At 64.7% G+C, this 19583-nt stretch carries 21 protein-coding genes; 4 read left to right on the forward strand and 17 right to left on the reverse strand.

Annotated elements, in window-relative coordinates:
• Positions 1–28: 28 nt before the first annotated feature.
• The 5 genes from D9V28_RS13085 to D9V28_RS13105 all read right to left on the reverse strand — a co-directional run bounded on the left by D9V28_RS13085 (position 29) and on the right by D9V28_RS13105 (position 4790).
• On the reverse strand, positions 29–556 hold the full coding sequence (locus D9V28_RS13085) for a HEAT repeat domain-containing protein (protein WP_229728143.1): 528 nt from the start codon (positions 554–556) through the stop codon (positions 29–31).
• Positions 557–665: 109 nt separating this feature from the next.
• Positions 666–2342, reverse strand: coding sequence for a ribonuclease J (locus tag D9V28_RS13090; protein WP_121660208.1), 1677 nt, complete (start codon positions 2340–2342; stop codon positions 666–668).
• 23 nt (positions 2343–2365) lie between these two features.
• Positions 2366–3343 (reverse strand): 4-hydroxy-tetrahydrodipicolinate synthase, encoded by a 978-nt coding sequence (gene dapA, locus D9V28_RS13095; protein ID WP_121660412.1) that lies wholly within the window; start codon positions 3341–3343, stop codon positions 2366–2368.
• A 125-nt stretch (positions 3344–3468) separates the two neighbouring features.
• Positions 3469–3984 (reverse strand): dihydrofolate reductase, encoded by a 516-nt coding sequence (locus D9V28_RS13100; protein ID WP_121660209.1) that lies wholly within the window; start codon positions 3982–3984, stop codon positions 3469–3471.
• Entirely contained in the window at positions 3981–4790 is an 810-nt protein-coding gene (locus tag D9V28_RS13105; RefSeq protein WP_121660210.1) for a thymidylate synthase, read from the reverse strand. The genes D9V28_RS13100 and D9V28_RS13105 overlap by 4 nt, the downstream gene beginning before the upstream one ends.
• A 164-nt stretch (positions 4791–4954) precedes the next feature.
• On the opposite strand from D9V28_RS13105, the gene D9V28_RS13110 reads away from it, so the two are divergent.
• Entirely contained in the window at positions 4955–5380 is a 426-nt protein-coding gene (locus D9V28_RS13110) for an OsmC family peroxiredoxin (RefSeq protein WP_121660211.1), read from the forward strand.
• A 10-nt stretch (positions 5381–5390) separates the two neighbouring features.
• A complete protein-coding gene (locus tag D9V28_RS13115; RefSeq protein WP_121660212.1) occupies positions 5391–6284 on the forward strand; it encodes a TIGR01777 family oxidoreductase in 894 nt (297 codons plus the stop codon).
• 79 nt (positions 6285–6363) lie between these two features.
• Here the strand turns inward: D9V28_RS13115 and D9V28_RS13120 are convergent, their stop codons facing one another.
• The 3 genes from D9V28_RS13120 to dapB form a co-directional block, all read right to left on the reverse strand.
• Positions 6364–6642: a hypothetical protein gene (locus D9V28_RS13120; RefSeq protein ID WP_121660213.1), complete on the reverse strand. Its 279-nt coding sequence runs from the start codon at positions 6640–6642 to the stop codon at positions 6364–6366.
• A gap of 138 nt (positions 6643–6780) precedes the next feature.
• Positions 6781–7218: a tetratricopeptide repeat protein gene (locus tag D9V28_RS13125; protein ID WP_121660214.1), complete on the reverse strand. Its 438-nt coding sequence runs from the start codon at positions 7216–7218 to the stop codon at positions 6781–6783.
• Positions 7215–7955: a 4-hydroxy-tetrahydrodipicolinate reductase gene (gene dapB, locus D9V28_RS13130; RefSeq protein ID WP_121660215.1), complete on the reverse strand. Its 741-nt coding sequence runs from the start codon at positions 7953–7955 to the stop codon at positions 7215–7217. Before dapB ends, D9V28_RS13125 begins: the two co-directional genes overlap by 4 nt.
• Positions 7956–8037: 82 nt before the next feature.
• Here dapB and D9V28_RS13135 point away from each other — a divergent pair, with 82 nt between their 5' ends.
• On the forward strand, positions 8038–8496 hold the full coding sequence (locus D9V28_RS13135) for a GNAT family N-acetyltransferase (RefSeq protein WP_229728141.1): 459 nt from the start codon (positions 8038–8040) through the stop codon (positions 8494–8496).
• Positions 8497–8553: 57 nt separating this feature from the next.
• Here the strand turns inward: D9V28_RS13135 and D9V28_RS13140 are convergent, their stop codons facing one another.
• Positions 8554–9252, reverse strand: coding sequence for a helix-turn-helix transcriptional regulator (locus tag D9V28_RS13140; protein WP_121660216.1), 699 nt, complete (start codon positions 9250–9252; stop codon positions 8554–8556).
• 73 nt (positions 9253–9325) lie between these two features.
• Here D9V28_RS13140 and D9V28_RS13145 point away from each other — a divergent pair, with 73 nt between their 5' ends.
• The gene (locus D9V28_RS13145) at positions 9326–10066 is read left to right on the forward strand and encodes an alpha/beta fold hydrolase (protein WP_121660217.1); all 741 of its coding nucleotides are present in this window, start codon (positions 9326–9328) and stop codon (positions 10064–10066) included.
• Between the two features lie 56 nt (positions 10067–10122).
• Here D9V28_RS13145 and D9V28_RS13150 read toward each other — a convergent pair whose 3' ends face one another.
• The 8 genes from D9V28_RS13150 to D9V28_RS13185 form a co-directional block, all read right to left on the reverse strand.
• The gene (locus D9V28_RS13150) at positions 10123–10725 is read right to left on the reverse strand and encodes a histidine phosphatase family protein (protein WP_121660218.1); all 603 of its coding nucleotides are present in this window, start codon (positions 10723–10725) and stop codon (positions 10123–10125) included.
• Complete coding sequence (locus tag D9V28_RS13155; protein WP_121660414.1) at positions 10722–12116, reverse strand: M16 family metallopeptidase; 1395 nt, start codon at positions 12114–12116, stop codon at positions 10722–10724. The genes D9V28_RS13150 and D9V28_RS13155 overlap by 4 nt, the downstream gene beginning before the upstream one ends.
• 63 nt (positions 12117–12179) lie before the next feature.
• A complete protein-coding gene (locus tag D9V28_RS13160) occupies positions 12180–13274 on the reverse strand; it encodes an aldo/keto reductase (protein ID WP_121660219.1) in 1095 nt (364 codons plus the stop codon).
• A 144-nt stretch (positions 13275–13418) separates the two neighbouring features.
• Positions 13419–14243 carry an HpcH/HpaI aldolase/citrate lyase family protein gene (locus D9V28_RS13165; protein WP_121660220.1) on the reverse strand — a complete coding sequence of 275 codons (825 nt, stop codon included), beginning with the start codon at positions 14241–14243 and terminating at the stop codon, positions 13419–13421.
• Positions 14240–14731: a MaoC family dehydratase gene (locus D9V28_RS13170; protein WP_121660221.1), complete on the reverse strand. Its 492-nt coding sequence runs from the start codon at positions 14729–14731 to the stop codon at positions 14240–14242. Before D9V28_RS13170 ends, D9V28_RS13165 begins: the two co-directional genes overlap by 4 nt.
• A gap of 9 nt (positions 14732–14740) precedes the next feature.
• On the reverse strand, positions 14741–15907 hold the full coding sequence (locus tag D9V28_RS13175) for an acyl-CoA dehydrogenase family protein (RefSeq protein ID WP_121660222.1): 1167 nt from the start codon (positions 15905–15907) through the stop codon (positions 14741–14743).
• Positions 15904–17964: an acetyl/propionyl/methylcrotonyl-CoA carboxylase subunit alpha gene (locus D9V28_RS13180; protein WP_121660415.1), complete on the reverse strand. Its 2061-nt coding sequence runs from the start codon at positions 17962–17964 to the stop codon at positions 15904–15906. The genes D9V28_RS13175 and D9V28_RS13180 overlap by 4 nt, the downstream gene beginning before the upstream one ends.
• Before the next feature lie 5 nt (positions 17965–17969).
• On the reverse strand, positions 17970–19583 hold the full coding sequence (locus D9V28_RS13185; RefSeq protein WP_121660223.1) for a carboxyl transferase domain-containing protein: 1614 nt from the start codon (positions 19581–19583) through the stop codon (positions 17970–17972).

Genomic DNA, 19583 nt, shown 5'->3' on the forward strand with positions numbered 1-19583 from the left:
AATTACCGCATCATCCTGGAGGATGACGTTACGAGAGCCGCTCCTTGAGGATCGACAGAGACTCCCCTGTCGCGCGACGGACGTCCTTTTGCGGGTCACGGAGCAGACGCTGGAGCGCCTCTTCGCTCGCCGCTGTGCCGATTTCAGCGAGAGCGCGACCGGCTGCGGCCCGCACGCGGGGGTTCTCATCCGTTGTCAGTTTGGCGAATTGGGTTTCGTCGCCGATGCGGCGCTCCGCGCACACCCGCAGGCACATTTCGCGGACGCGCCAGGCCTGGTTGGTGGTTCCGGCAAGCACGGCTGGCTCGGCCGATGGGCTCCAGATGTGCAGAAGGGTGCGTGCACCCCAGAGCTCGGGCCAGTACAGTGCCGGAGCGCCGTCGAGCACGCCCTGGGCGTGCCGACCACCGACGTACAGCAGCACGTCGTCGCCTTCGTTGCGGCCCTCGAGCAGTCCGATGGCTTTGGTGACGAGTCCGGCTTCGCCGAAGCGGGTCACCGCCAGGTCGATGCGAGTGCCGAGTGGTTCGTCGATAGGTATTTCTGTGTTCGTCATATCCTGCTCAACGCTAGTCCACCTTCGGGGGCGGAACGTGAATTGCCCGGCTCCAGCCGGTCCTGAACTCTCAGAATCGGTCGAAGCCGGGCAATGTGAATCGAAGCGGTTACGCTTCGATGACGAGCGGAACGATCATCGGGCGACGACGATATGACGTGTTCACCCAACGGCCGACGGTGCGGCGCACGATCTGTGAGAGAGCGTGTGAGTCGCGCACGCCGTTGCGTGCGGCGTCCGCGAGTGCCTGTTCGATCTTCGGCTTGACGCTGTCGAATACCCGGTCGTCCTCGGCGAATCCCTTGGCGTGGATCTCCGGTCCGACGATGACCTTGCCGGTCTGGGCCTCAACAACCACGATGATCGAGATGAAGCCCTCTTCACCGAGAATTCGGCGGTCCTTGAGGTCGGCATCGGTGATCTCGCCGACGCTTGAGCCGTCAACGTAGACGAAGCCGATGTCCAACTGGCCAACAACCTCGACGTGACCGTCGCGCATGTCCATCACTGTGCCGTCTTCGGCCAGGAAGGTGTTCTCCTCCGGCACGCCGGTGTCGATGGCCAGCTTGGCGTTGGCGACCAGGTGGCGGTACTCGCCGTGAACCGGCAACACGTTGCGCGGCTGGATGATGTTGTAGCAGTAGAGCAGCTCGCCGGCCGCAGCGTGTCCGGAGACGTGCACCTTGGCGTTGCCCTTGTGCACGACGTTCGCGCCGAGCTTGGTCAGCCCGTCGATCACGCGGTAAATGGCGTTCTCGTTGCCGGGGATCTGGCTCGACGCCAGGATGACGGTGTCGCCCTCGCCGACCTCGATGGCGTGGTCCATGTTGGCCATGCGGCTGAGCACAGCCATCGGTTCACCCTGCGACCCTGTGGACATGTAAACGATCTTGTCGTCTGGGATGTCTTTGGCCTTCTTGTACTCGACCAGAACGCCGTCCGGCACCTTGAGGTAGCCGAGGTCGGCGGCGATGGTCATGTTGCGCACCATCGAGCGGCCGAGGAAAGCGACACGGCGTCCGTTCGCGTGGGCGGCGTCAAGTACCTGCTGCACTCGGTGCACGTGGCTGGAGAAGCTCGCCACGATGACGCGACGCGGTGCTCGAGCAATGACCTGGTCGAGAACCGGGCCGATCGAGGCCTCGAGCGGCGTGAATCCTGGAACGTCGGCGTTGGTGGAGTCGACCAGGAACAGGTCAACGCCTTCCTTGCCGAGGCGCGCGAACTCGCGCAGGTCGGTGAGGCGACCGTCGAGCGGCAGCTGGTCCATCTTGAAGTCGCCGGTGGCGAGGACGGTTCCTGCCTCGGTCTTGATCGCGACGGCCAGGGCATCGGGGATCGAGTGGTTGACGGCAACGAACTCAAGGTCGAATGGACCGAGCTGCTCCTTCTGACCCTCTTTGACGGTGAGGCTGTACGGCTTGATGCGGTGTTCCTTGAGCTTCGCCTCGACGAGGGCGAGCGTCAGGCCTGAACCGATCAGCGGAATGTCGTTGCGAAGGCGAAGCAGGTACGGAACTGCACCGATGTGGTCCTCGTGACCGTGCGTGAGCATGACGCCAACGACGTCATCGAGGCGGTCCTTGATCGGGCCGAAGTCGGGCAGGATCAGGTCAACGCCCGGCTGGTGCTCTTCAGGGAAGAGAACGCCGCAGTCGACGATGAGGATCTTGCCGTTGATCTCGAAATAGGTCATGTTGCGACCGATTTCGCCGAGTCCGCCGATGGGGATGATTCGGAGAGTTCCCTTGTCGAGGGCAGGGGGATCGTAAACGTTTGTGGGCATATGCCCTCCTTGGGATATCTGCGTCAGCGCGTGGTGCCGTGCACCTGTGGCAGTGCGCCACCCGCTGCCGCGTTGCGGTCTGGTCGGAAGTTGGAGAAGTCCACTCCCGGAATGTTGGTGACGAGGTCGATTTCGTCCTCGATCTGTGCTGCTTCCCACTCCTCAGGCCCAACGAGGGGCAGGCGGACGCGTGGGCTGCCGATACGGCCGAGGCCGTGAAGAATGTACTTGGCCGCGACCGTGCCTGGTACGTGCGTCATGACGGCCCGCACCAGCGGCTCGAGCTGCTTGTGTGCAGCTGTCGCCGTCGTGAGGTCGCCCGCGTTGACCGCATCCACCATCTGGCGGTACGGCGTCGCGGCGATGTTTGCTGTGACGCCGATGAGTCCTGCGGCTCCGATCGACAGGTGCGGCAGCGCGTTGGCGTCGTCACCGGAGAAGTAAAGCAGGTCGGTCTGGTTGAGAACCCGGCTGACCTCGGAGAAGTCTCCCTTGGCGTCCTTCACCGCGAGGATGTTCGGGTGCTTCGCGGCCCGAAGGATCGTCTCGTATTTGATCGGAACACCGGTGCGACCCGGGATGTCGTACAGGATGACCGGAAGGTCAGTGGCATCCGCAATCATTCGAAAATGGGTGAGGATTCCCGCTTGGGTCGGCTTGTTGTAGTACGGGGTGACGATCATGACGCCGTCTGCCCCGGCCTTCTCGCTCTTGCGATACAGGTCAATCGCGTGGGCGGTCTCGTTGGAACCACCGCCGGTGATGATCCTGGCTCGACCGTTCGAGACGCTCTTGCCCACTTCAACCAGGCGCAGTTTCTCGGGGTCGGTGAGGGTCGAGGTCTCCCCCGTCGTTCCGGTGACGACGATGCCGTCTGCTCCGGCAGTGATGACGTCGTCGATGTGCTTCTCGACGCCTGGCCAGTCGACCTCACCGTCAGCGGTGAATGGGGTGACGAGCGCTACGAGGACCTGACCGAAGGGATTCACGACGTTAGACACGAGTTCAAGGCTACCGGTTGTCGGCACGCACGCGCCCCACCGGTCGAACGCGGAGTGGCGTTTTCCCGACGAGACCTTTGTGATGAGCGGATGCCACGGGGCAGCAGGTCAGCGGCAAGCGGATGCTACGTGGTGCGTTCGTAGCGCACGAAACGGTAGGCGGTGCCGGTTCGCGATGTGCGCCAACCCTCGACCGGATCGCGATCGACGGCGCGCCAGTGCTCCGGGATCTCCGGCGCGAACGTGTCTCCGGCAATCTCGGCGCGGATCTCGGTGACCTCGAGTCGGTCTGCCCTGTCCATTACAGCCGCGAAGATCTCGGCACCACCGATGATCCAGGTCCAGCCGGTGTCTGGGTCCTTCCGAGCCAGGGTGAGTGCCTCGTCGAGCGAATGGGCGACATGCACCCCGACCGCAGTCCAGCCGACCTGGCGGGTGACGACGACGTTGCGCCGATCCGCGAGCGGCCGGAACCGCTCAGGAAGTGAGTCCCAGGTTTTCCGCCCCATCACGACGGCGCTGCCTGAGGTTATGGCTTTGAAGTGTGCGAGGTCTTCAGGAATGTGCCACGGCATGACACCGTCGCGCCCGATGATCCCGCCATCCGCTTCGGCCCAGATGAGCCCGATGCGGGCGGTCATACGGCGACGGCTCCCCGGATAGCCGGGTGATGGGAGTAGTTCTCGACGACGAGGTCGTCGAACTCGTAGTCGAAGATGCTGTCTCGCCCAGAAGCGATGCGCAGCTGCGGCAGTGGGAACGGGTCACGACTGAGCTGCTCGGTGACCTGCTCGATATGGTTGTCGTAAATGTGGCAGTCGCCACCGGTCCAGACGAAATCGCCAACCTCGAGCCCGGTCTGCGCGGCAACCAGGTGCGTGAGCAGGGCGTAGCTGGCGATGTTGAATGGAACACCGAGGAACAGGTCGGCACTGCGCTGGTACAGCTGGCAGGACAGTTTGCCGTCGGCCACATAGAACTGGAACAGGGCGTGGCACGGCGCGAGTGCCATAGTCGGAATGTCGGCGGGGTTCCACGCCGACACGATCAGTCGACGCGAGTCCGGGTTCGACTTGATCGCTTCGATCACCTCGGTGATCTGGTCAATGGTCTCACCGCCCGGTGTCGGCCAGGAGCGCCACTGCACGCCGTAAACCGGACCGAGCTCGCCCTCAGCGTCAGCCCACTCGTCCCAGATCGTGACGCCGTGATCGCGCAGCCAGCTGACATTGCTGTCACCGCGGAGAAACCAGAGCAGTTCGTAGGCGATTGACTTGAAGTGCACGCGCTTCGTCGTGATGAGCGGAAAGCCCTTCGACAGGTCGTACCGCAGCTGGCGACCGAACACACTTCGGGTTCCCGTTCCTGTGCGATCCCCCTTTTTTGTGCCGTTCTCGAGAGTGTCTCGAAGGAGGTCCTCGTACGGGGTGGGGATAGTCGCAGCCATGCCCTCAACGGTAATGCACTCGTGACGCGAACGTCCGATTGACTGAATGCCATCTCCTCCTCGCACGAACACCGCGTGGGGCGCAAGCAGGGGTGACCCGAAAGGGGCAAACGGATAGGCTCAAACAGCGGCGATCCGGCCGCACACGATCTTTGGAGGACGCCATGGCCGCGACCAGCGAAGCAACAACGGTATGGAACGGAACACTGTTTGAGGGCTCGGGAACCGTGTCGCTCGACTCCTCGAAGGCCGCGAGCCTCCCCGTCAACTGGAAGGCACGCGCCGAGGGCTCAGACAGCGTCACCACTCCGGAAGAACTCCTCGGTGCTGCGCACGCTGCCTGTTTCTCCATGCAGTTCTCCAACATGCTCACCGAGGCTGGCTCGCCGCCTGAGCGCATCCAGACGACTGCGGCTGTCACGTTCCAGCCGGGCACTGGCATCACCGGCAGCCACCTGCTTGTTAGCGCTACGGTGCCGGGCATCAGCGAAGACGACTTCGAGCGCATCGCCAACGAAGCGAAGGCAACCTGCCCGGTTTCCCAGGCGCTGGCCGGCGTGCAACTGACCATCGAAGCAAGCCTCGCCTGATCGCTTTCGGATGCGCATTGTCATTGCCGGCGCCTCCGGCCTGATCGGACAGGCGCTTGTCGCCGAGCTAAGCACCCGCGGCCACCGCGTCGTACGGCTCGTGCGACGTCCGGCGCGGACTCCGGACGAACTGACCTGGGACCCGACATCCCGGCACCTCGATCCGCGGGCGCTGAGCGGGGCGGATGCCGTCATCAATCTCTCGGGGGCGTCGATCGGTCGACTGCCCTGGTCGCGTCGGTATCGCCGCTCAATCCTGTCCTCACGGATCGATGCGACCAGCACACTGGTGTCAGCCATTCGCGGAGCCGAGGTGCCACCCCGAATTTTCCTGAGTGCGTCAGCCGCCGGCTACTACGGCTCTCGGCCGGGCGAGGTGCTCACCGAGGACAGCGCCCGCGGAACCGGATTCCTCAGTGACGTGACAGCGCAGTGGGAAGCCGACGCCATGCGGGTGAGCGACATCACCCGGGTCGTGACGCTGCGCAGCGGGATCGTGCTCGACCGCGACGGTGTACTCAAACCGCTTCTGCTGCTGACGCGGCTCGGCGTTTCTGGTCCGCTCAGTAGCGGAACGCAATACTGGCCGTGGGTGAGCCTCGACGATGAGGTCGCCGCGATTGCGCACCTGCTCGACTCAGCGATCGAGGGACCCGTCAACATCACTGGTCCGACGCCCGCGTCGGCAACGACCCTGATGCGACACCTGGCGAAACGCCTTAAGCGACCGTTCTGGTTGCCCGCCCCGGCATTCGCCCTGCGCATCCTTCTTGCGGACGCTGCAAAGGACCTTTTGTTGGTCGACCAGCAGCCGCGACCGAAACGGTTGCTCGCCGACGGTTTCAGATTTCAGCAGGAGACCGCTGAGGCTGCCGTGGATACGGCGCTTGCGCGAACACGCTGACGCCGAAGGTTCACGCCCAGCGTCAACCCGTCAGATCAGTACAGGATGGCCAATACAGGTCAGCTCAGTACAGGTCGGCTCAGTACAGGTCGGCAATGTCCCACTGAAGCTGGTCTTCGAATGGCTCTGCGAGGTCACCGGTGTCGCGGTTGTCCTCGGCAACCTCACGCGTGGTGAGGAAGATCGCAACTCCGGGGCTGACCAGCACGCTGACAGCGACATTTCCGACAACGGTGAGGTCAACGAACCGACCGCCGGAGACAACGGCGCTTTCCGCCGCAGTCTTGAGAGCCCGCATGTCTGTGCCCTGGGCGAGCACGTGAGAGTGCCCATCAATCGTGAGTGTTGTGCGGTGCATTAGCGCCCCTTCCGTTTGTGGGCATCTGCAATTCGTCCACGCTACAGGGCAAATCCCGCAAAAAGGTGCCAAGCCTCACATCTGAGCTGAGGCGTGCCCCTGGTTGGGGTCGAACAACCGATGGGAGTTCGCTCAGCCTCAGCGGCCGTGAAGGTGGATTGCCTCACGGATGGCCGAGCGCGCGCGCTTGCGATCGCCGGCGCCGTCGTATGCGAGGCCAAGGCGGTACCACGCCTTCCAGTCCGTCGGAGCGGCCTCAACCTCGGCCTTATACCGCGGGAAGATCTCGTCGGCAGCATCGCGTTCGACCCTGCCACTCGGGCGTGTGGGCAGTTCATCGTCTGGCAACTCGTTGCTCGACTCGAGCAGCCGTCCGAGCTTCTCGGCTCGGACACCGAAGAGAATCTCGCGCGTGAGCGCCCACACGCCGACCACAGGCAGAAGCAGAAGCGCTATCCCGATGGCGATGGCGACCGGCTCTCCCGTCGCGAGAAAGAGCACAGCTCGCTGGCCGACCAGGACGAGGTACAGCACCAGCAGCGCGGCCATCAGCGCGACGCTGATCCGTGTGGTCATGAGCGGTGGATCCCTAGGTCCATGATGTTTTCGAGGCCGACGGTCAGCCCGGTTGCCGATCGTGCGGCGTCGAGCGCGAGCAGGATTCCCTGTTCGTACGAGCTGGGATCCAGCGTGTTGTGCGTGATCGTGAGCGTCTCCCCCGCTCCGCCGAAGATGACCTCCTGGCGGGCGACGATCCCGTCAAGGCGCAGACTGTGAATCGGGATGCTTGACACCTGCTGGCCCCGGGCACGCTGGTCAACGTGGGGAGCGACGACCGGCCCGAGTCCGGCTCGCGCCTCGCCGATGAGTTCGGCCGTGCGCACGGCCGTCCCGCTTGGCGAGTCCACCTTCGACGCACGGTGGCCCTCGATGATCTCGATCGAATCGAAGAAACGGCTCGCAATGGTGGCCAGTGTCGTTCCGAGAACCGAGCCAAGCGAGAAGTTCGGCACAATCACGACGCCGATGTCCCCGTCAGCGAGCCTGGTGCGCAGGGTTGCGATGCGGTCAGCTGACCAGCCGGACGTGCCAACAAGGACGCGGATGCCCTGGTCGAGAGCGTGAGCAACCACCTGTGCGCTGACAGCCGGCGACGTGACATCGACGACGAGGTCGGCTCCGTTCATGGCATCGAGCGAATCCTGGGAGGTCAGTTCAGCGCTCACCTCGAAGTCGTCCGACTCCTCGATAAGGCGGCAGAACAGCTGCCCCATTTTTCCGCTCGCGCCGACGACAGCCACTCTCGTTACCATGCTGCCAATCTACCGTCCTGCCGCTGGGAGCAGGCACGGCGCGATGCGCTCGACCGGCCGAATGGCTCCGTAAACTGAAACAGTGCTTACGTTTGACAGCGTCCCCGTGACAGATCCTGTCGCCACCGAACTTCTCACCGAGTACTTCACCGCTCGGGAAATGGGATTCGTTGGTGGCGACTATGTGGTGAACTTCCCCGTTCCCGAACGGTTCGTTCCTCCAGTCGGCGACTTTGTGGTTGCCCGAGAGAACGGAATTGCTGTCGGATGTGGCGGCATCCGTTCACTGTCACCGTCACGTTTTGAGGTGAAGCATCTCTATCTGCGACCGGAGACACGCGGACGTGGTTGGGGCAAACAACTCCTCGCAGCACTCGAGTCGAGGGCAGCGGCTTTCGGCGCGACCGAGGTCGTGCTCGACACGAACGCGACGCTCGAGGCGGCCGGGGGCCTGTACCGGGTTTCCGGATACTCCTCGATTGAGCCGTACAACGACAACCCGAACGCGACCAACTGGTACTGGAAGGCTCTCGCCTCCTAGCTCCCGCTTGCGTAACTGTCCGCGGCGCTCGATGCACCGACCGGGAGGGTGAGGAACTCACGCGTCCCGGCCGTGCACCGGTCTGGCGTTTGCCGGGGGTTCTCCGACCTCCGGGACGGTATGGCTGCCGCACGCGGTCTTGGTTACGCTGGCTCGCTCGATGCGCGACACGGTGAACCATCGCATTGCGTTGCGCAGTCGGCACCACCCGACGAGATACCACTGGCCGTTCGTGGAGGCAAAAAGCACTGGTTCGACGTCGCGGGCGGTCGTGGTCCCGTCTCTCGAGGTGTAGCGAATGCGGACTACCCGCTGCTCAGCCATCGCCTCCTCCAGCGCTGACCTGGTGGTGCGCGTCACGGGGGGAACCGCATTCACCCAGACCCGGCCGGCCAGCTCGTCGGCTCGTGCTCGCGTGCTGGGATCGAGGACGTCCATAATTTTCTGGACCCCGGCTGCGGCCAGATCGGCGTATGGGGCATCGGGTGCAGCAGACACGGCCGCCAGAAGCGCAACGGCCTGCGCCGGGGACAAGCTGACGGGCGGAAGGGACGCGCCAACAGCCAATCCGTAGCCACCGCCAGGGCCCGGGCGCGACCACACGGGAGCGCCGCTGTTCTCGAGCGCTGCGAGGTCTCTCTTGACCGTGCGCACGGACACGCCGAACTCCCTCGACAGCCGCTCCGCTGAGCACCCCCGCGATCCGTTGCGACGCAGCATCTCGGACAGGGCATGAAGTCGCTCTGCTCTCTTCACCGGTCAAACCGTATCAAATTCATGACACAAATAGTGACATACACCTGCCCGGAGCGCCCTTCAGGGTAGTGACATGACAACTATTACGCGCAGTTCACCCATCATTCTCATCGCTGGCCACTGGCTCGGAGCCTGGGCGTGGGATGACGTCCTGAAACACCTGACCGCCGACCAGCCGGGTGCAATCGCCATGACCTTGCCCGGTCTTGATGGGGACGATCCTGGGCGTGCGACGAGAACTCTCGACGATCAAGCCGCAGCGGTCCTGGACGTCTTCGCTCGGCTCGGCGTCTCGGAGGACCAGCCAGCGACGATCGTCGCGCACAGCGGAGCGAACGCCCCCGTCAGCCTTGTCCTCGACCGGCACCCCGAGCTTATTCGCCGGGTGGTGTGGGTCGACTCCGGCCCAGTGGCGACGGGAAGCGTCTTCGCCCCTGACCTCCCGGAGGAGGTGGAGGAGCTTCCGCTGCCGCCTCTCGACGTCCTCGCACAGCAGGCGAGCCTCGAAGGCCTGAGCGCAGGGGTCCTCGAGCGTTTTCAGGCCCGGGCGGTGCCTCAGCCCGCCCCCGTCCTTCATCAGCCGGTCGAGCTCACCAACGATGCTCGCCGAAAGGTACGCACCACGCTGGTGTGCTGCTCCATGCCGAGCGCGCAGGTGCTGGAGCTGGCTCGCGCAGGCCATGCCATGTTCGCCGAAGTCGCACAGATCGAGCATCTCGACGTTCTTGATCTCCCGACGGGGCACTGGCCGATGTGGAGCCGTCCACGCGACCTCGCTCAGGCGATCCTGTCAGCGGCTTCTCGCGTCGACTGACCATCTCAGACAGTCCGAGGGGCCAAGCCGGATCCGACTGGCCCTTCGACTCCCAGCTAGACCGGAAGCGGCTCGGGAAGTCCGGTGCGCAGTTCGACGGGCAGGTGGCCCAGGTCGTTGTGGGTCAGCAATGTCCACGGCCGGCCGGGCTTGCGCTGAATGATCGTGAGTCCGCAGTGCGCCTGGTCGAGCGTCATCCAGCGCCAGTCCGGAGCGCCGAGAACCTCGCGCACAAACCAGGCGATGACAAAGTTGTGCGTGATCAGCACGTCATGACGATCACCCTTGCGGGGCGCCAGGAACTCGGCGACGGCATCAGCCATCTGCGCTGTTCCCGCCTCGATCTCCGCTTCCGTAACGGCGCCGAAGAACGGCTCGTACGCTGACGGCATCTCGGGAAGTTTGCCGGTCGGCACACAGTCGAAGAGCAGCGCGCTCGGCTCCGGGTCCATCGCCGGGAGCCGCTCGTGAATGATCCGCGCGGTTTCCGCGGCGCGCTGGAGCGGCGAGTGGAAGGTGCCAGTGATCGGGAGTCCCCCAATGCGCTCGGCGAGGAGCTCAGCCTGCCTGCGGCCGCGCGCAGACAGCGGGCCGTCAGGCATTCCGTGCTGGGCGTCCTGCTGCTCGCCGTGGCGGACGAGATAGATGTACTGGCTCATGAGTGCTCCTTTGCGTTCTCACCGAAGCCTGCGAACACGTCATCATCGACGGCTCCGACGGCAGAGAGGGACAGTGGTTGGTTCAGAAGGTCGCGCGCAAGATCGCGCACGTCCTCAGCGGTGACGAGATACAAGCGACGCAGGTTCTCATCGAGATCGATGAATTCACCGAGCGTGATTTCGGCGCGCCCCAGTCGGGACATCCGAGTGTCTGATTCTTCAAGGGCGAGTGCGCTCGCTCCCGAGAGCTGGCCGTGGGCTCGACGCAATTCCTCATCTGTGACGCCGTCGGCGGCGAGACGCCTCAACTCGTCGAGCATGAGGTCAGCAACCTGGCGGGCCTTCGCGGCGGAGCACGCGCCGTACATCCCGAAGATCCCGGCATCGGAGTACGACGCGGCAAACGAGTACACGGTGTACGCGAGACCCCGTTTTTCACGGATCTCCTGAAACAATCGCGACGACATGCCGCCGCCGAGGATCGAGCTGAGCACGCTCATCGTCAATCGACGATCGTCGGATGCTGTCAGTCCGGGCATGCCGACCAGCAGGTGTACCTGTTCGATGGGGCGCGGAACAACGATGAGAGCGGATCGGCGCGTGATCGTCGACGCAGCGAGCACTCGCCGTTCAACCGGGCGCGCCGGAGTGTCGAGGTCCCAGCCGGCGTCGACCAGGGCTGCGGTCACGCGTGCGACCAGGTCGTCGTGGTCGACCGCGCCAGCGGCGGTGATGACGAGGTCCTGCGGCCGATAGTTGGCGCGGTAGTGCTCGAGCACGGCGTCACGGCTCACCTCGCGGATGGCCCCGGGGGTTCCCCCGATCGGGCGACCAAGTTCGTGGTCACCGAGAACCGCGGCGAACAAATTCTCACTGGCAACGTCTGCGGGGTCGTCTTCGGCCATCGCAAGTTCCTCGAGGATGACACCGCGTTCGTTTTCGAACTCGACGGGGTCGAGAAGCGACGAGGTGAGCATGTCGGTGAGGGTGTCGACGGCCATGCCGACGTCAGTGTCGCGCACCTTGGCGTAATAGCAGGTGTGCTCCTTGGCGGTGAGCGCGTTGTGCTCCCCGCCAACGGAATCGAAGGCGATGGCGATGTCCAATGCGGTGCGCTTTTCAGTGCCTTTGAAGAGCAGGTGTTCCAGAAAGTGAGTGGAGCCGAATCCCGATTCGCGCCCTGATGCATCGCCTGTTCCCGTCGTCGCTGGACGTTCGTCCCTGGACCCGACGGCCACCCAGTAACCCAGCGTTGCGCTGCGTGCTCCGGGAACCTGCTCGGAGAGGATGCGCACACCGCTCGGCAAAACGCTGCGTCGAACACGAGCGTCACCGGATGCGGCGAAGGACAGCTCGGCAACATCGAGCGGAAGTTCAATGGAACCGTTCATCATCCCCAACACTACGGCAGGTGCCACCGTTCGGAACGCGCCACAGCTGGGGGTTGTTTTCCGCTAGACGCGGGTGGCGCGCTCGAGTTCGACGACCTGGCTGCGAGTCAGCCTAATGGCGGAGGCCTGCACGAGAGCGTCGATCTGCTCGGGTCGAGACGCGCTCGCAACCGGTGCAGTAACACCCGATCGGCTCAGCAACCACGCCAGTGCAACAGCGGCAACCGGAGCGTCTTGCTCGTGCGCCACGAGGTCGAGTGCGCGCAGGACACGCAGCCCGTTGCGATTGAGGTGTCGAGACACCCTGGCACTGCGCGCTGAGTCGTCGAGGTCGGCTCGGCTGCGGTACTTGCCGGTGAGGAAGCCGTTCTCGAGGCCAAAGTAGGGCATCACACCGAGTGCCTGCCCGCGGGAGACGAGTTCGAGGTCGCCCTCGAACGCCCGGCGGTGCATCAGGCTGTAGTGCGTCTCGAGTGCTTCGAATCGCGGGTAGCCTGCTGCGCTGAGGATGCGTGCCTCGACGAGGCGCTCCGCGGAGAAGTTGGACGCGCCTAGGTAACGAACCTTGCCGGTTTCAATCAACCACTGCGCTGTGCCGAGGCTGTCTTCGAGCGGAACCGAACGGTCGTCGAGGTGAAAGTAGAGCAAGTCGATGTGGTCGGTCTGCAGCCGCTCAAGGCTCGCCTCAACGGCGCGCACCATGCTGACGGGACCGAGGCCCGGGTTGTCGGGGTGCGTGCCGATCTTGGTGGCGATGACGATGTCGTCGCGGTTACCACGACGAGCCATCCAGTTACCGATGATGTGCTCGCTTCGACCGGCCGAGTAACTGTCGGCCGTGTCGATGAAGTTGCCGCCAAATTCGTAGTAGCGGTTGAGGATCGCAGCGCTGGCATCGGACTGGGCCGTCCAGCCGAACACACTTGTTCCGAGCGCGAGTGGGAACACGTCGAGGTCGGACTGGCCGACGGTGCGGCGAATCGACGCGCCGATGCCACCGGTCGAGCCGAGGACCTGGATCGGGGCTGACGGGTGCTCATTCGACGCTGGAACCGACGGTTCGGGAGCGAACGGAACCGGGCGTTCGCCGGCGTCAGAACCCGCGCTGGATTCGGCTGGCGATTCTGCCGTGAACAGGCGAGGTGTCAACCGTGTCATCTCGCCACCCCATTTCCATGTTTCCCGGGAGTTTTCGGGGCTCCCGTGCCCTCTTCCCTGCCTCCGAGAATAGGTCAGTCCACCGACATCACCGGACCATTCGCTGGCCATTCGAGGGATAACTTGGTAACGATTTCACAACGGTCAGTTTTCGTCGTTTTTTGCTCTCAATCGAAGGATTGATCTGGCGTGCCGAAGCGCCGGTTCGTCGACCATTCGACCCCGAAATCGGAACACTCCCTGCTCCGTTTCCGCGGCGGTGAGGAGCGCCTCAGCGCCCTCGATTTGGGCCTCGTCGGGCAGGAATGCGTCCCGGATGGTCGGAACCTGCGTTGGATGTATGCATGCAGTCGCGCTGAACCCGCTCGCGACCGCATCCGCCACCTCGGCATGTAACCCGTCGAGGTCCGCTATGTCCAGGTAAACCGAGTCGATCGCAGTCTTCCCTGCGGCACCAGCCGCGAGGAGAACGTGCGACCGAGCGTGTCGGGCAACCTGCCGGTAAGAACCGTCCGCGTGCCTGCTCGAGGTGCCCCCGAGTGACGCAAGCAGGTCCTCAGCGCCCCACATCAGCGCCCTCACCGAATCCACTCGCGCGATCTCCGGTGCGGCCAGAACCCCTGCGGCGGTCTCGCACAGCGCGATCACCCCGTAGCGGTCCCCGAGGGCAGCCACGTCAGCAGCACTTTCCGTCTTCGGCAGCATCACCCAGCGGTAGTCGGTCCGGGCGAGCGCGACGAGGTCTTCGGCGAAGTCGGGCGTCCCAGCCGGATTGACGCGAACCACCGTGCGGGTGGGGTCGAGCGGATGCGACGTGATTGCGTCGCGTGCCGCCCGCTTGTCTGCGGGACGTACGGCGTCCTCGAGATCGAGGATGACAGCATCCGCTCGCCGAATTGCCTTGTCGAAGCGATCAGGGCGATCGGCCGGGCAGAACAGGAGCGCGGGGCCGAGGTCGAAGCCGGTCACGGTGCGGCGTCCAGGCAGTGCACCAGGACAGACCGCACAGCTGTCGCAACGATCACGCCGTCCTGGTTGCGGCCTGTGTGCTCGAGCGTCACGATGCCCTGGCCCGGGCGTGACGCCGACAGTCGCTTGTTCACGACCACGGTCTCGGAGTACAGCGTGTCGCCGTGGTACAGCGGGTGCGGGAAGATCACCGAATCGAACCCGAGATTCGCCACGATGGTGCCCTGGGTGAGCTGCGCCACCGAGCTGCCAACCATCGTCGAGAGTGTGAACATCGAGTTGACGAGGCGTTGACCGAACTCCTGCTTCTCGGACCAGGCCTGATCGAGGTGGAGCGACTGGGTGTTCATGGTCAACGTTGTGAAGAAGACGTTGTCCGCCTCGGTCACCGTGCGACCAGGTCGATGCAGGTACCTGGCAGTCGTGTCGAACTCCTCAAAGTAGAGCCCACGCTGTTCGATCGGGGTGCGTTCGGTTTCTTCGGGCATGCCGTTCCCCTACGCCTCGAAGCCGAGTTCGCGGGCGATAATCATCAGTTGCACCTCGCTCGTCCCCTCACCGATCTCGAGGATTTTTGAGTCCCGGTAGTGCCTGGCCACCGTGTTCTCGTTGAGGAAGCCGTAGCCGCCCCAGATCTGCGCTGCGTCGCGGGCGTTGTCCATGGCGGCCTCGCTGCCGATCAGCTTGGCGATCGACGCCTCCTTCTTGAACGGCTTGCCTGCGTGCAGTTTCGATGCTGCCGCGTAGTAGGCCATCCGTGCACTCATCGCTCGCGCTTCCATGCGGGCGATCTTGAAGGCGATGTACTGGTTGGATCCGATGTTGCGGCCGAACACGTTGCGGGTCTTCGCGTAGGCGACGGCCTCGTCGACGCACCCCTGGGCCGCACCGGTGCAGAGCGCAGCGAAGGCCACTCGACCTTCGTCGAGAATCTTGAGGAAGTTGGCGTAGCCGCGGCCGCGCTCACCGAGGAGGTTCGCCTCGGGCACCCGGACGTTCTTGAGGGTGAGCGGGTGGGTGTCTGAGGTGTGCCAGCCCACCTTGTCGTATGCGGGCTCAACGGTGAATCCCTCGGTCGGGGTCGGCACGAGAATGGTCGACAGCTCTTTCTTGATGCTGCCGTCTGGCCGGGTGTTCTCCCCGGTGACGGCAGTGATGGTGACGAGCCTGGTGATCGGTGTCCCGGAGTTCGTGATGAACTGCTTGGAACCGTTGATCACCCACTCTCCGTTCTCGACGCGGGCGTTCGTGAGCGTCGCACCGGCATCCGACCCGGCCTCGGCCTCGGTCAGCCCGAAGCCGGCGAGCGCCTCACCCCTGGCGAGCATCGGCAGAAACTCGTCGCGCTGCGCGTCCGTACCGAACCTGTACACCGGCATGGCGCCGAGTCCAACTCCGGCTTCGAGCGTGACCGCGATGGACTGGTCCACCCTGGCGAGTTGCTCGACGGCGAGGCACAGCGAGAGGTAGTCCCGGCCCGATCCGCCATACTCGACGGGAAACGGCAGCCCGAACAGGCCTCTCTCCCCCATCTGCGCGATGATCTCCATCGGCAACCGGCGCTGGGTGTCGTACTCGTACGCGGCGGGCGCGACGACGGTAGTGACGAAGTCGTGGACCTCGTCGACGATTCTCTGGTGCTCTTCGGTGAGTTCGATGTTCATGCGGCGTCTCCTTCGACGGTCGGACGAGTGGCGTGAGGGTCGGCATCGGCTGCCGACATAACAGGGGTGAGGGTTGCCACCACCTGGTCGAGTTTGACGAGGTCCCCGGGGGCGACGGAGATCGACACGGTTCCGGCGACAGTTGCAGTGAGCCTGTGCTCCATCTTCATGGCCTCGACGATCACGACGGTGTCGCCAGCGGCAACGACAGCCCCGTTGTCGACAGGAACCCGGATCACGGTTCCTGGCATCGGTGCACGCACCTCTGGACTGCTCGCCGCGTCCGGCCGTGCAATCGCTGCGAGTCGCGACGCCAGCCGCTCGGCACGGGGAATCAGCGACAGCTCCCAGCTGAAACCGTCCCGTCCGACCCACATCCCGGTGGGGGTGCGCGCGAGCGAAAGCATCCGTGTTTCGAAGTCCCACGTCAGAATGCTCGACAGCTCATCAACCTGACGCAGGGTCGCGGTGTGCGCTTCTCCCCCATTTACGCGAACGGATGCCGCGGTGCCAGCGGCGAGGATACTCACGGTCGCGGTCGCGCCCTCCCCGAGGGCAAAAATGTACTCGCTCGGCCGGGATTGGCCGAGTCGCCACCCGTCAAGCGTCGACCACGCCGACCCGGCGCGGAGGGCGGATCGTTCGGCGTGCACGGCGAGGGCGGCAGCGGCCAGGAGCTGCGCGTCTGGACGGGCAAAGTCGAGCGACGGCAGTTTCTGATCGATCAGGGAGGTGTCGAGGGCGCCCGACCGCACCTCGGGCTCGGCGAGGAGCAGCCGCAGATACTCAATGTTGGTGCGCACCCCGAAGATCGTGGTTTCGGCGAGTGCACGATCGAGCCGGCTGAGCGCCTCTGCCCGGTCGGCGCCCCTGGCGATCACCTTGGCGAGCATCGGATCGTATGAGGCCCCCACCTCGCTGCCGACGGCGAGCCCGCTGTCGACTCGGATCCCGTCGCGGACCGGCTCGCGGAGGGCGAGGACAGTGCCTGTGCTCGGGAGAAAGCCGCGCTCGGGGTTCTCGGCGTACACACGCGCCTCGATCGCGTGGCCGACGAGTGAGACGTCGTCCTGGCCGAGGCTGAGCCGCTCCCCAGCCGCGATGCGCACCTGCTCGGCCACCAGGTCGATGCCCGTCACTTCCTCCGTCACCGGGTGCTCAACCTGCAGCCTCGTGTTCATCTCCATGAAGAAGAACTCGCCCGGCGCCGAAGCGGAAACCAGAAACTCGACGGTTCCTGCCCCGACGTAGCCGACACTCCGGGCAACCCGGCAGGCGGCCTCGCCGATCCGCGCGCGGGTGTCGGCGTCGAGCAGCGGTGACGGTGCCTCCTCGATCACCTTCTGGTGTCGACGCTGCAGTGAACACTCGCGCTCGCCCAGGTGGATGACGGAGCCATGAGTGTCTGCAATGAGTTGCACCTCGATGTGCCGCGGCTCATTGATCAGCCGTTCCAGGAAGAGTGTGTCGTCGCCGAAGGCGGAGGCTGCGACGCGGCGGGCCGTCGCGAGTGCGTCTGGCAGCTCGGCAGCGGTGTGCACGGTCTCCATGCCCTTGCCGCCGCCACCGGCGCTGGGTTTGATCAGCAGCGGATAGCCGACCGATTCGGCAGACGCCACGAGGTCGTCGTCGCTGAGCCCTGGGCGTGAGTCGCCCGGAATCACCGGCACTCCGCTCGCGGCCACGTGGTTCTTGGAGCGGATCTTGTCGCCCATCACCTCGAGCGCGTCGACACCGGGTCCGATGAAAACGATGCCGGCTTCGGCGCAGGCGCTGGCGAAGTCGGCGTTCTCAGAGAGAAAACCGTAGCCGGGGTGGATTGCCTCCGCGCCGCTGTGCTTCGCTGCCGCGATCACCGCCGGAATCGACAGGTAACTCTCCCGGGCGGGCGCAGGGCCGATTCGCACCGCCGTGTCAGCATCCGTCACGTGTTTCGCGTGCGAATCGGCGTCACTGTAGACCGCAATCGAGCGGATGCCGAGGGTACGGAGGGTGCGGATCACGCGGCACGCAATCTCACCGCGGTTGGCGACGAGGACAGAGGAGAAGAGGGGCATCGGGGTCACATCCTGAAGAGGCCGAAGCCGGGTTCGGGCAGCGGGGTCCGTGCGCACACGTCGAGTGCGAGGCCGAGCACCCGACGAGTGTCTGCCGGGTCGATCACCCCGTCGTCCCAGAGCCGTGCCGTTGAATAGTACGGGCTGCCCTGGTCGTCGAACTGTGAGCGGATGGGCGCCTTGAACGCTTCCTCGTCGTCGGCAGACCACTCGGTGCCGGCGGCATCGTGCTGGTCGCGCTTCACCGTGGCGAGCACGCCGGCTGCCTGCGCACCGCCCATCACCGAGATCCGGCTGGCCGGCCACATCCACAAGAAGCGCGGCGAGTAGGCGCGACCGCACATCGAGTAGTTCCCAGCTCCGAACGAGCCGCCGATGATCACTGTGAGTTTCGGCACGCGCGTTGTGGCGACAGCCGTCACCATCTTGGCGCCGTGCTTCGCGATTCCGCCGGCCTCGTAATCCCGACCGACCATGAACCCCGAGATGTTCTGCAGGAAGATCAGCGGAATGCCGCGCTGGTCGCACAGCTCGATGAAGTGGGCACCCTTCTGCGCGCTTTCGGAGAACAGCACTCCGTTGTTCGCCACGATGCCGACCGAGTGGCCGTGCAAGCGCGCGAACCCGGTGACGAGTGTTGTGCCGAACTCCTTCTTGAACTCGGCGAACTCGCTTGCATCGACGAGCCGGGCGATCACTTCGCGCACGTCGTATGGGGCCTGCACGTCCGGCGGGACAACGCCGTACAACTCCTCAATCGGGTAGAGCGGCCCACGGCTGTCGATCACTGGCGGACTCGATACTGCGACGGATGCCACTGGCAGAGTCGAGACGATATCCCTCACGATCTCGAGAGCGTGGGAATCGTCCTCGGCCAGGTGATCGACGACACCCGACGTTTTCGCGTGCAGGTCTCCCCCACCGAGTTCCTCTGCTGTAACAATTTCGCCGATCGCGGCCTTCACCAGCGGAGGCCCACCCAGGAAGATCGTGCCCTGGTTTCGCACAATCACCGTTTCGTCGCTCATGGCCGGGACGTACGCTCCTCCGGCCGTGCACGAACCGAGGACGGCGGAGATCTGCGGGATTGCGGCAGCCGAAAGGCGAGCCTGGTTGTAGAAAATGCGGCCGAAGTGGTCTCGGTCGGGGAACACCTCGTCCTGCATGGGCAGGAACGCACCGCCGGAGTCAACCAGGTATACACACGGCAGCCGATTCTCCAGGGCGATCTCCTGCGCCCGGAGGTGTTTCTTCACGGTCATCGGGTAGTAGGTACCACCCTTCACAGTGGCGTCATTGGAGATGACGAGGACGTGGCGGCCGTGGACGAGGCCGATGCCGGCGATCACCCCGGCTCCCGGGCTCTGGTCGTCATACATTCCGGTCGCGGCGAGCGGCGCGATCTCAAGAAAGGGGCTGCCATCGTCTAGCAGCTCGTCGATGCGCTCTCGCGGGAGGAGCTTGCCTCTGGCGACGTGGCGTTCCCGCGACTTCTCCGGGCCGCCGAGGGCTGCAACGGAGAGCCTCTCCTTCAACTCGGCGACGAGCGCGCGCTGGGCCGCGTCGGACGTGGCGAAGGCGCCGTCCGCCCGGTTCACCCCGGAGATCAGTGTCTGCAT

Source organism: Mycetocola zhadangensis (genome assembly GCF_003668565.1).
Lineage (GTDB): Bacteria > Actinomycetota > Actinomycetes > Actinomycetales > Microbacteriaceae > Mycetocola_A > Mycetocola_A zhadangensis.

Coding starts and splice junctions, on each gene's coding strand:
- D9V28_RS13085 (WP_229728143.1), bottom strand. CDS start 556: ATGACGAACACAGAAATACCTATCGACGAACCACTCGGCACTCGCATC.
- D9V28_RS13090 (WP_121660208.1), bottom strand. CDS start 2,342: ATGCCCACAAACGTTTACGATCCCCCTGCCCTCGACAAGGGAACTCTC.
- D9V28_RS13100 (WP_121660209.1), bottom strand. CDS start 3,984: ATGACCGCCCGCATCGGGCTCATCTGGGCCGAAGCGGATGGCGGGATC.
- D9V28_RS13105 (WP_121660210.1), bottom strand. CDS start 4,790: ATGGCTGCGACTATCCCCACCCCGTACGAGGACCTCCTTCGAGACACT.
- D9V28_RS13110 (WP_121660211.1), top strand. CDS start 4,955: ATGGCCGCGACCAGCGAAGCAACAACGGTATGGAACGGAACACTGTTT.
- D9V28_RS13115 (WP_121660212.1), top strand. CDS start 5,391: ATGCGCATTGTCATTGCCGGCGCCTCCGGCCTGATCGGACAGGCGCTT.
- D9V28_RS13120 (WP_121660213.1), bottom strand. CDS start 6,642: ATGCACCGCACAACACTCACGATTGATGGGCACTCTCACGTGCTCGCC.
- D9V28_RS13125 (WP_121660214.1), bottom strand. CDS start 7,218: ATGACCACACGGATCAGCGTCGCGCTGATGGCCGCGCTGCTGGTGCTG.
- dapB (WP_121660215.1), bottom strand. CDS start 7,955: ATGGTAACGAGAGTGGCTGTCGTCGGCGCGAGCGGAAAAATGGGGCAG.
- D9V28_RS13145 (WP_121660217.1), top strand. CDS start 9,326: ATGACAACTATTACGCGCAGTTCACCCATCATTCTCATCGCTGGCCAC.
- D9V28_RS13150 (WP_121660218.1), bottom strand. CDS start 10,725: ATGAGCCAGTACATCTATCTCGTCCGCCACGGCGAGCAGCAGGACGCC.
- D9V28_RS13155 (WP_121660414.1), bottom strand. CDS start 12,116: ATGAACGGTTCCATTGAACTTCCGCTCGATGTTGCCGAGCTGTCCTTC.
- D9V28_RS13160 (WP_121660219.1), bottom strand. CDS start 13,274: ATGACACGGTTGACACCTCGCCTGTTCACGGCAGAATCGCCAGCCGAA.
- D9V28_RS13170 (WP_121660221.1), bottom strand. CDS start 14,731: ATGCCCGAAGAAACCGAACGCACCCCGATCGAACAGCGTGGGCTCTAC.
- D9V28_RS13175 (WP_121660222.1), bottom strand. CDS start 15,907: ATGAACATCGAACTCACCGAAGAGCACCAGAGAATCGTCGACGAGGTC.
- D9V28_RS13180 (WP_121660415.1), bottom strand. CDS start 17,964: ATGCCCCTCTTCTCCTCTGTCCTCGTCGCCAACCGCGGTGAGATTGCG.
- D9V28_RS13185 (WP_121660223.1), bottom strand. CDS start 19,583: ATGCAGACACTGATCTCCGGGGTGAACCGGGCGGACGGCGCCTTCGCC.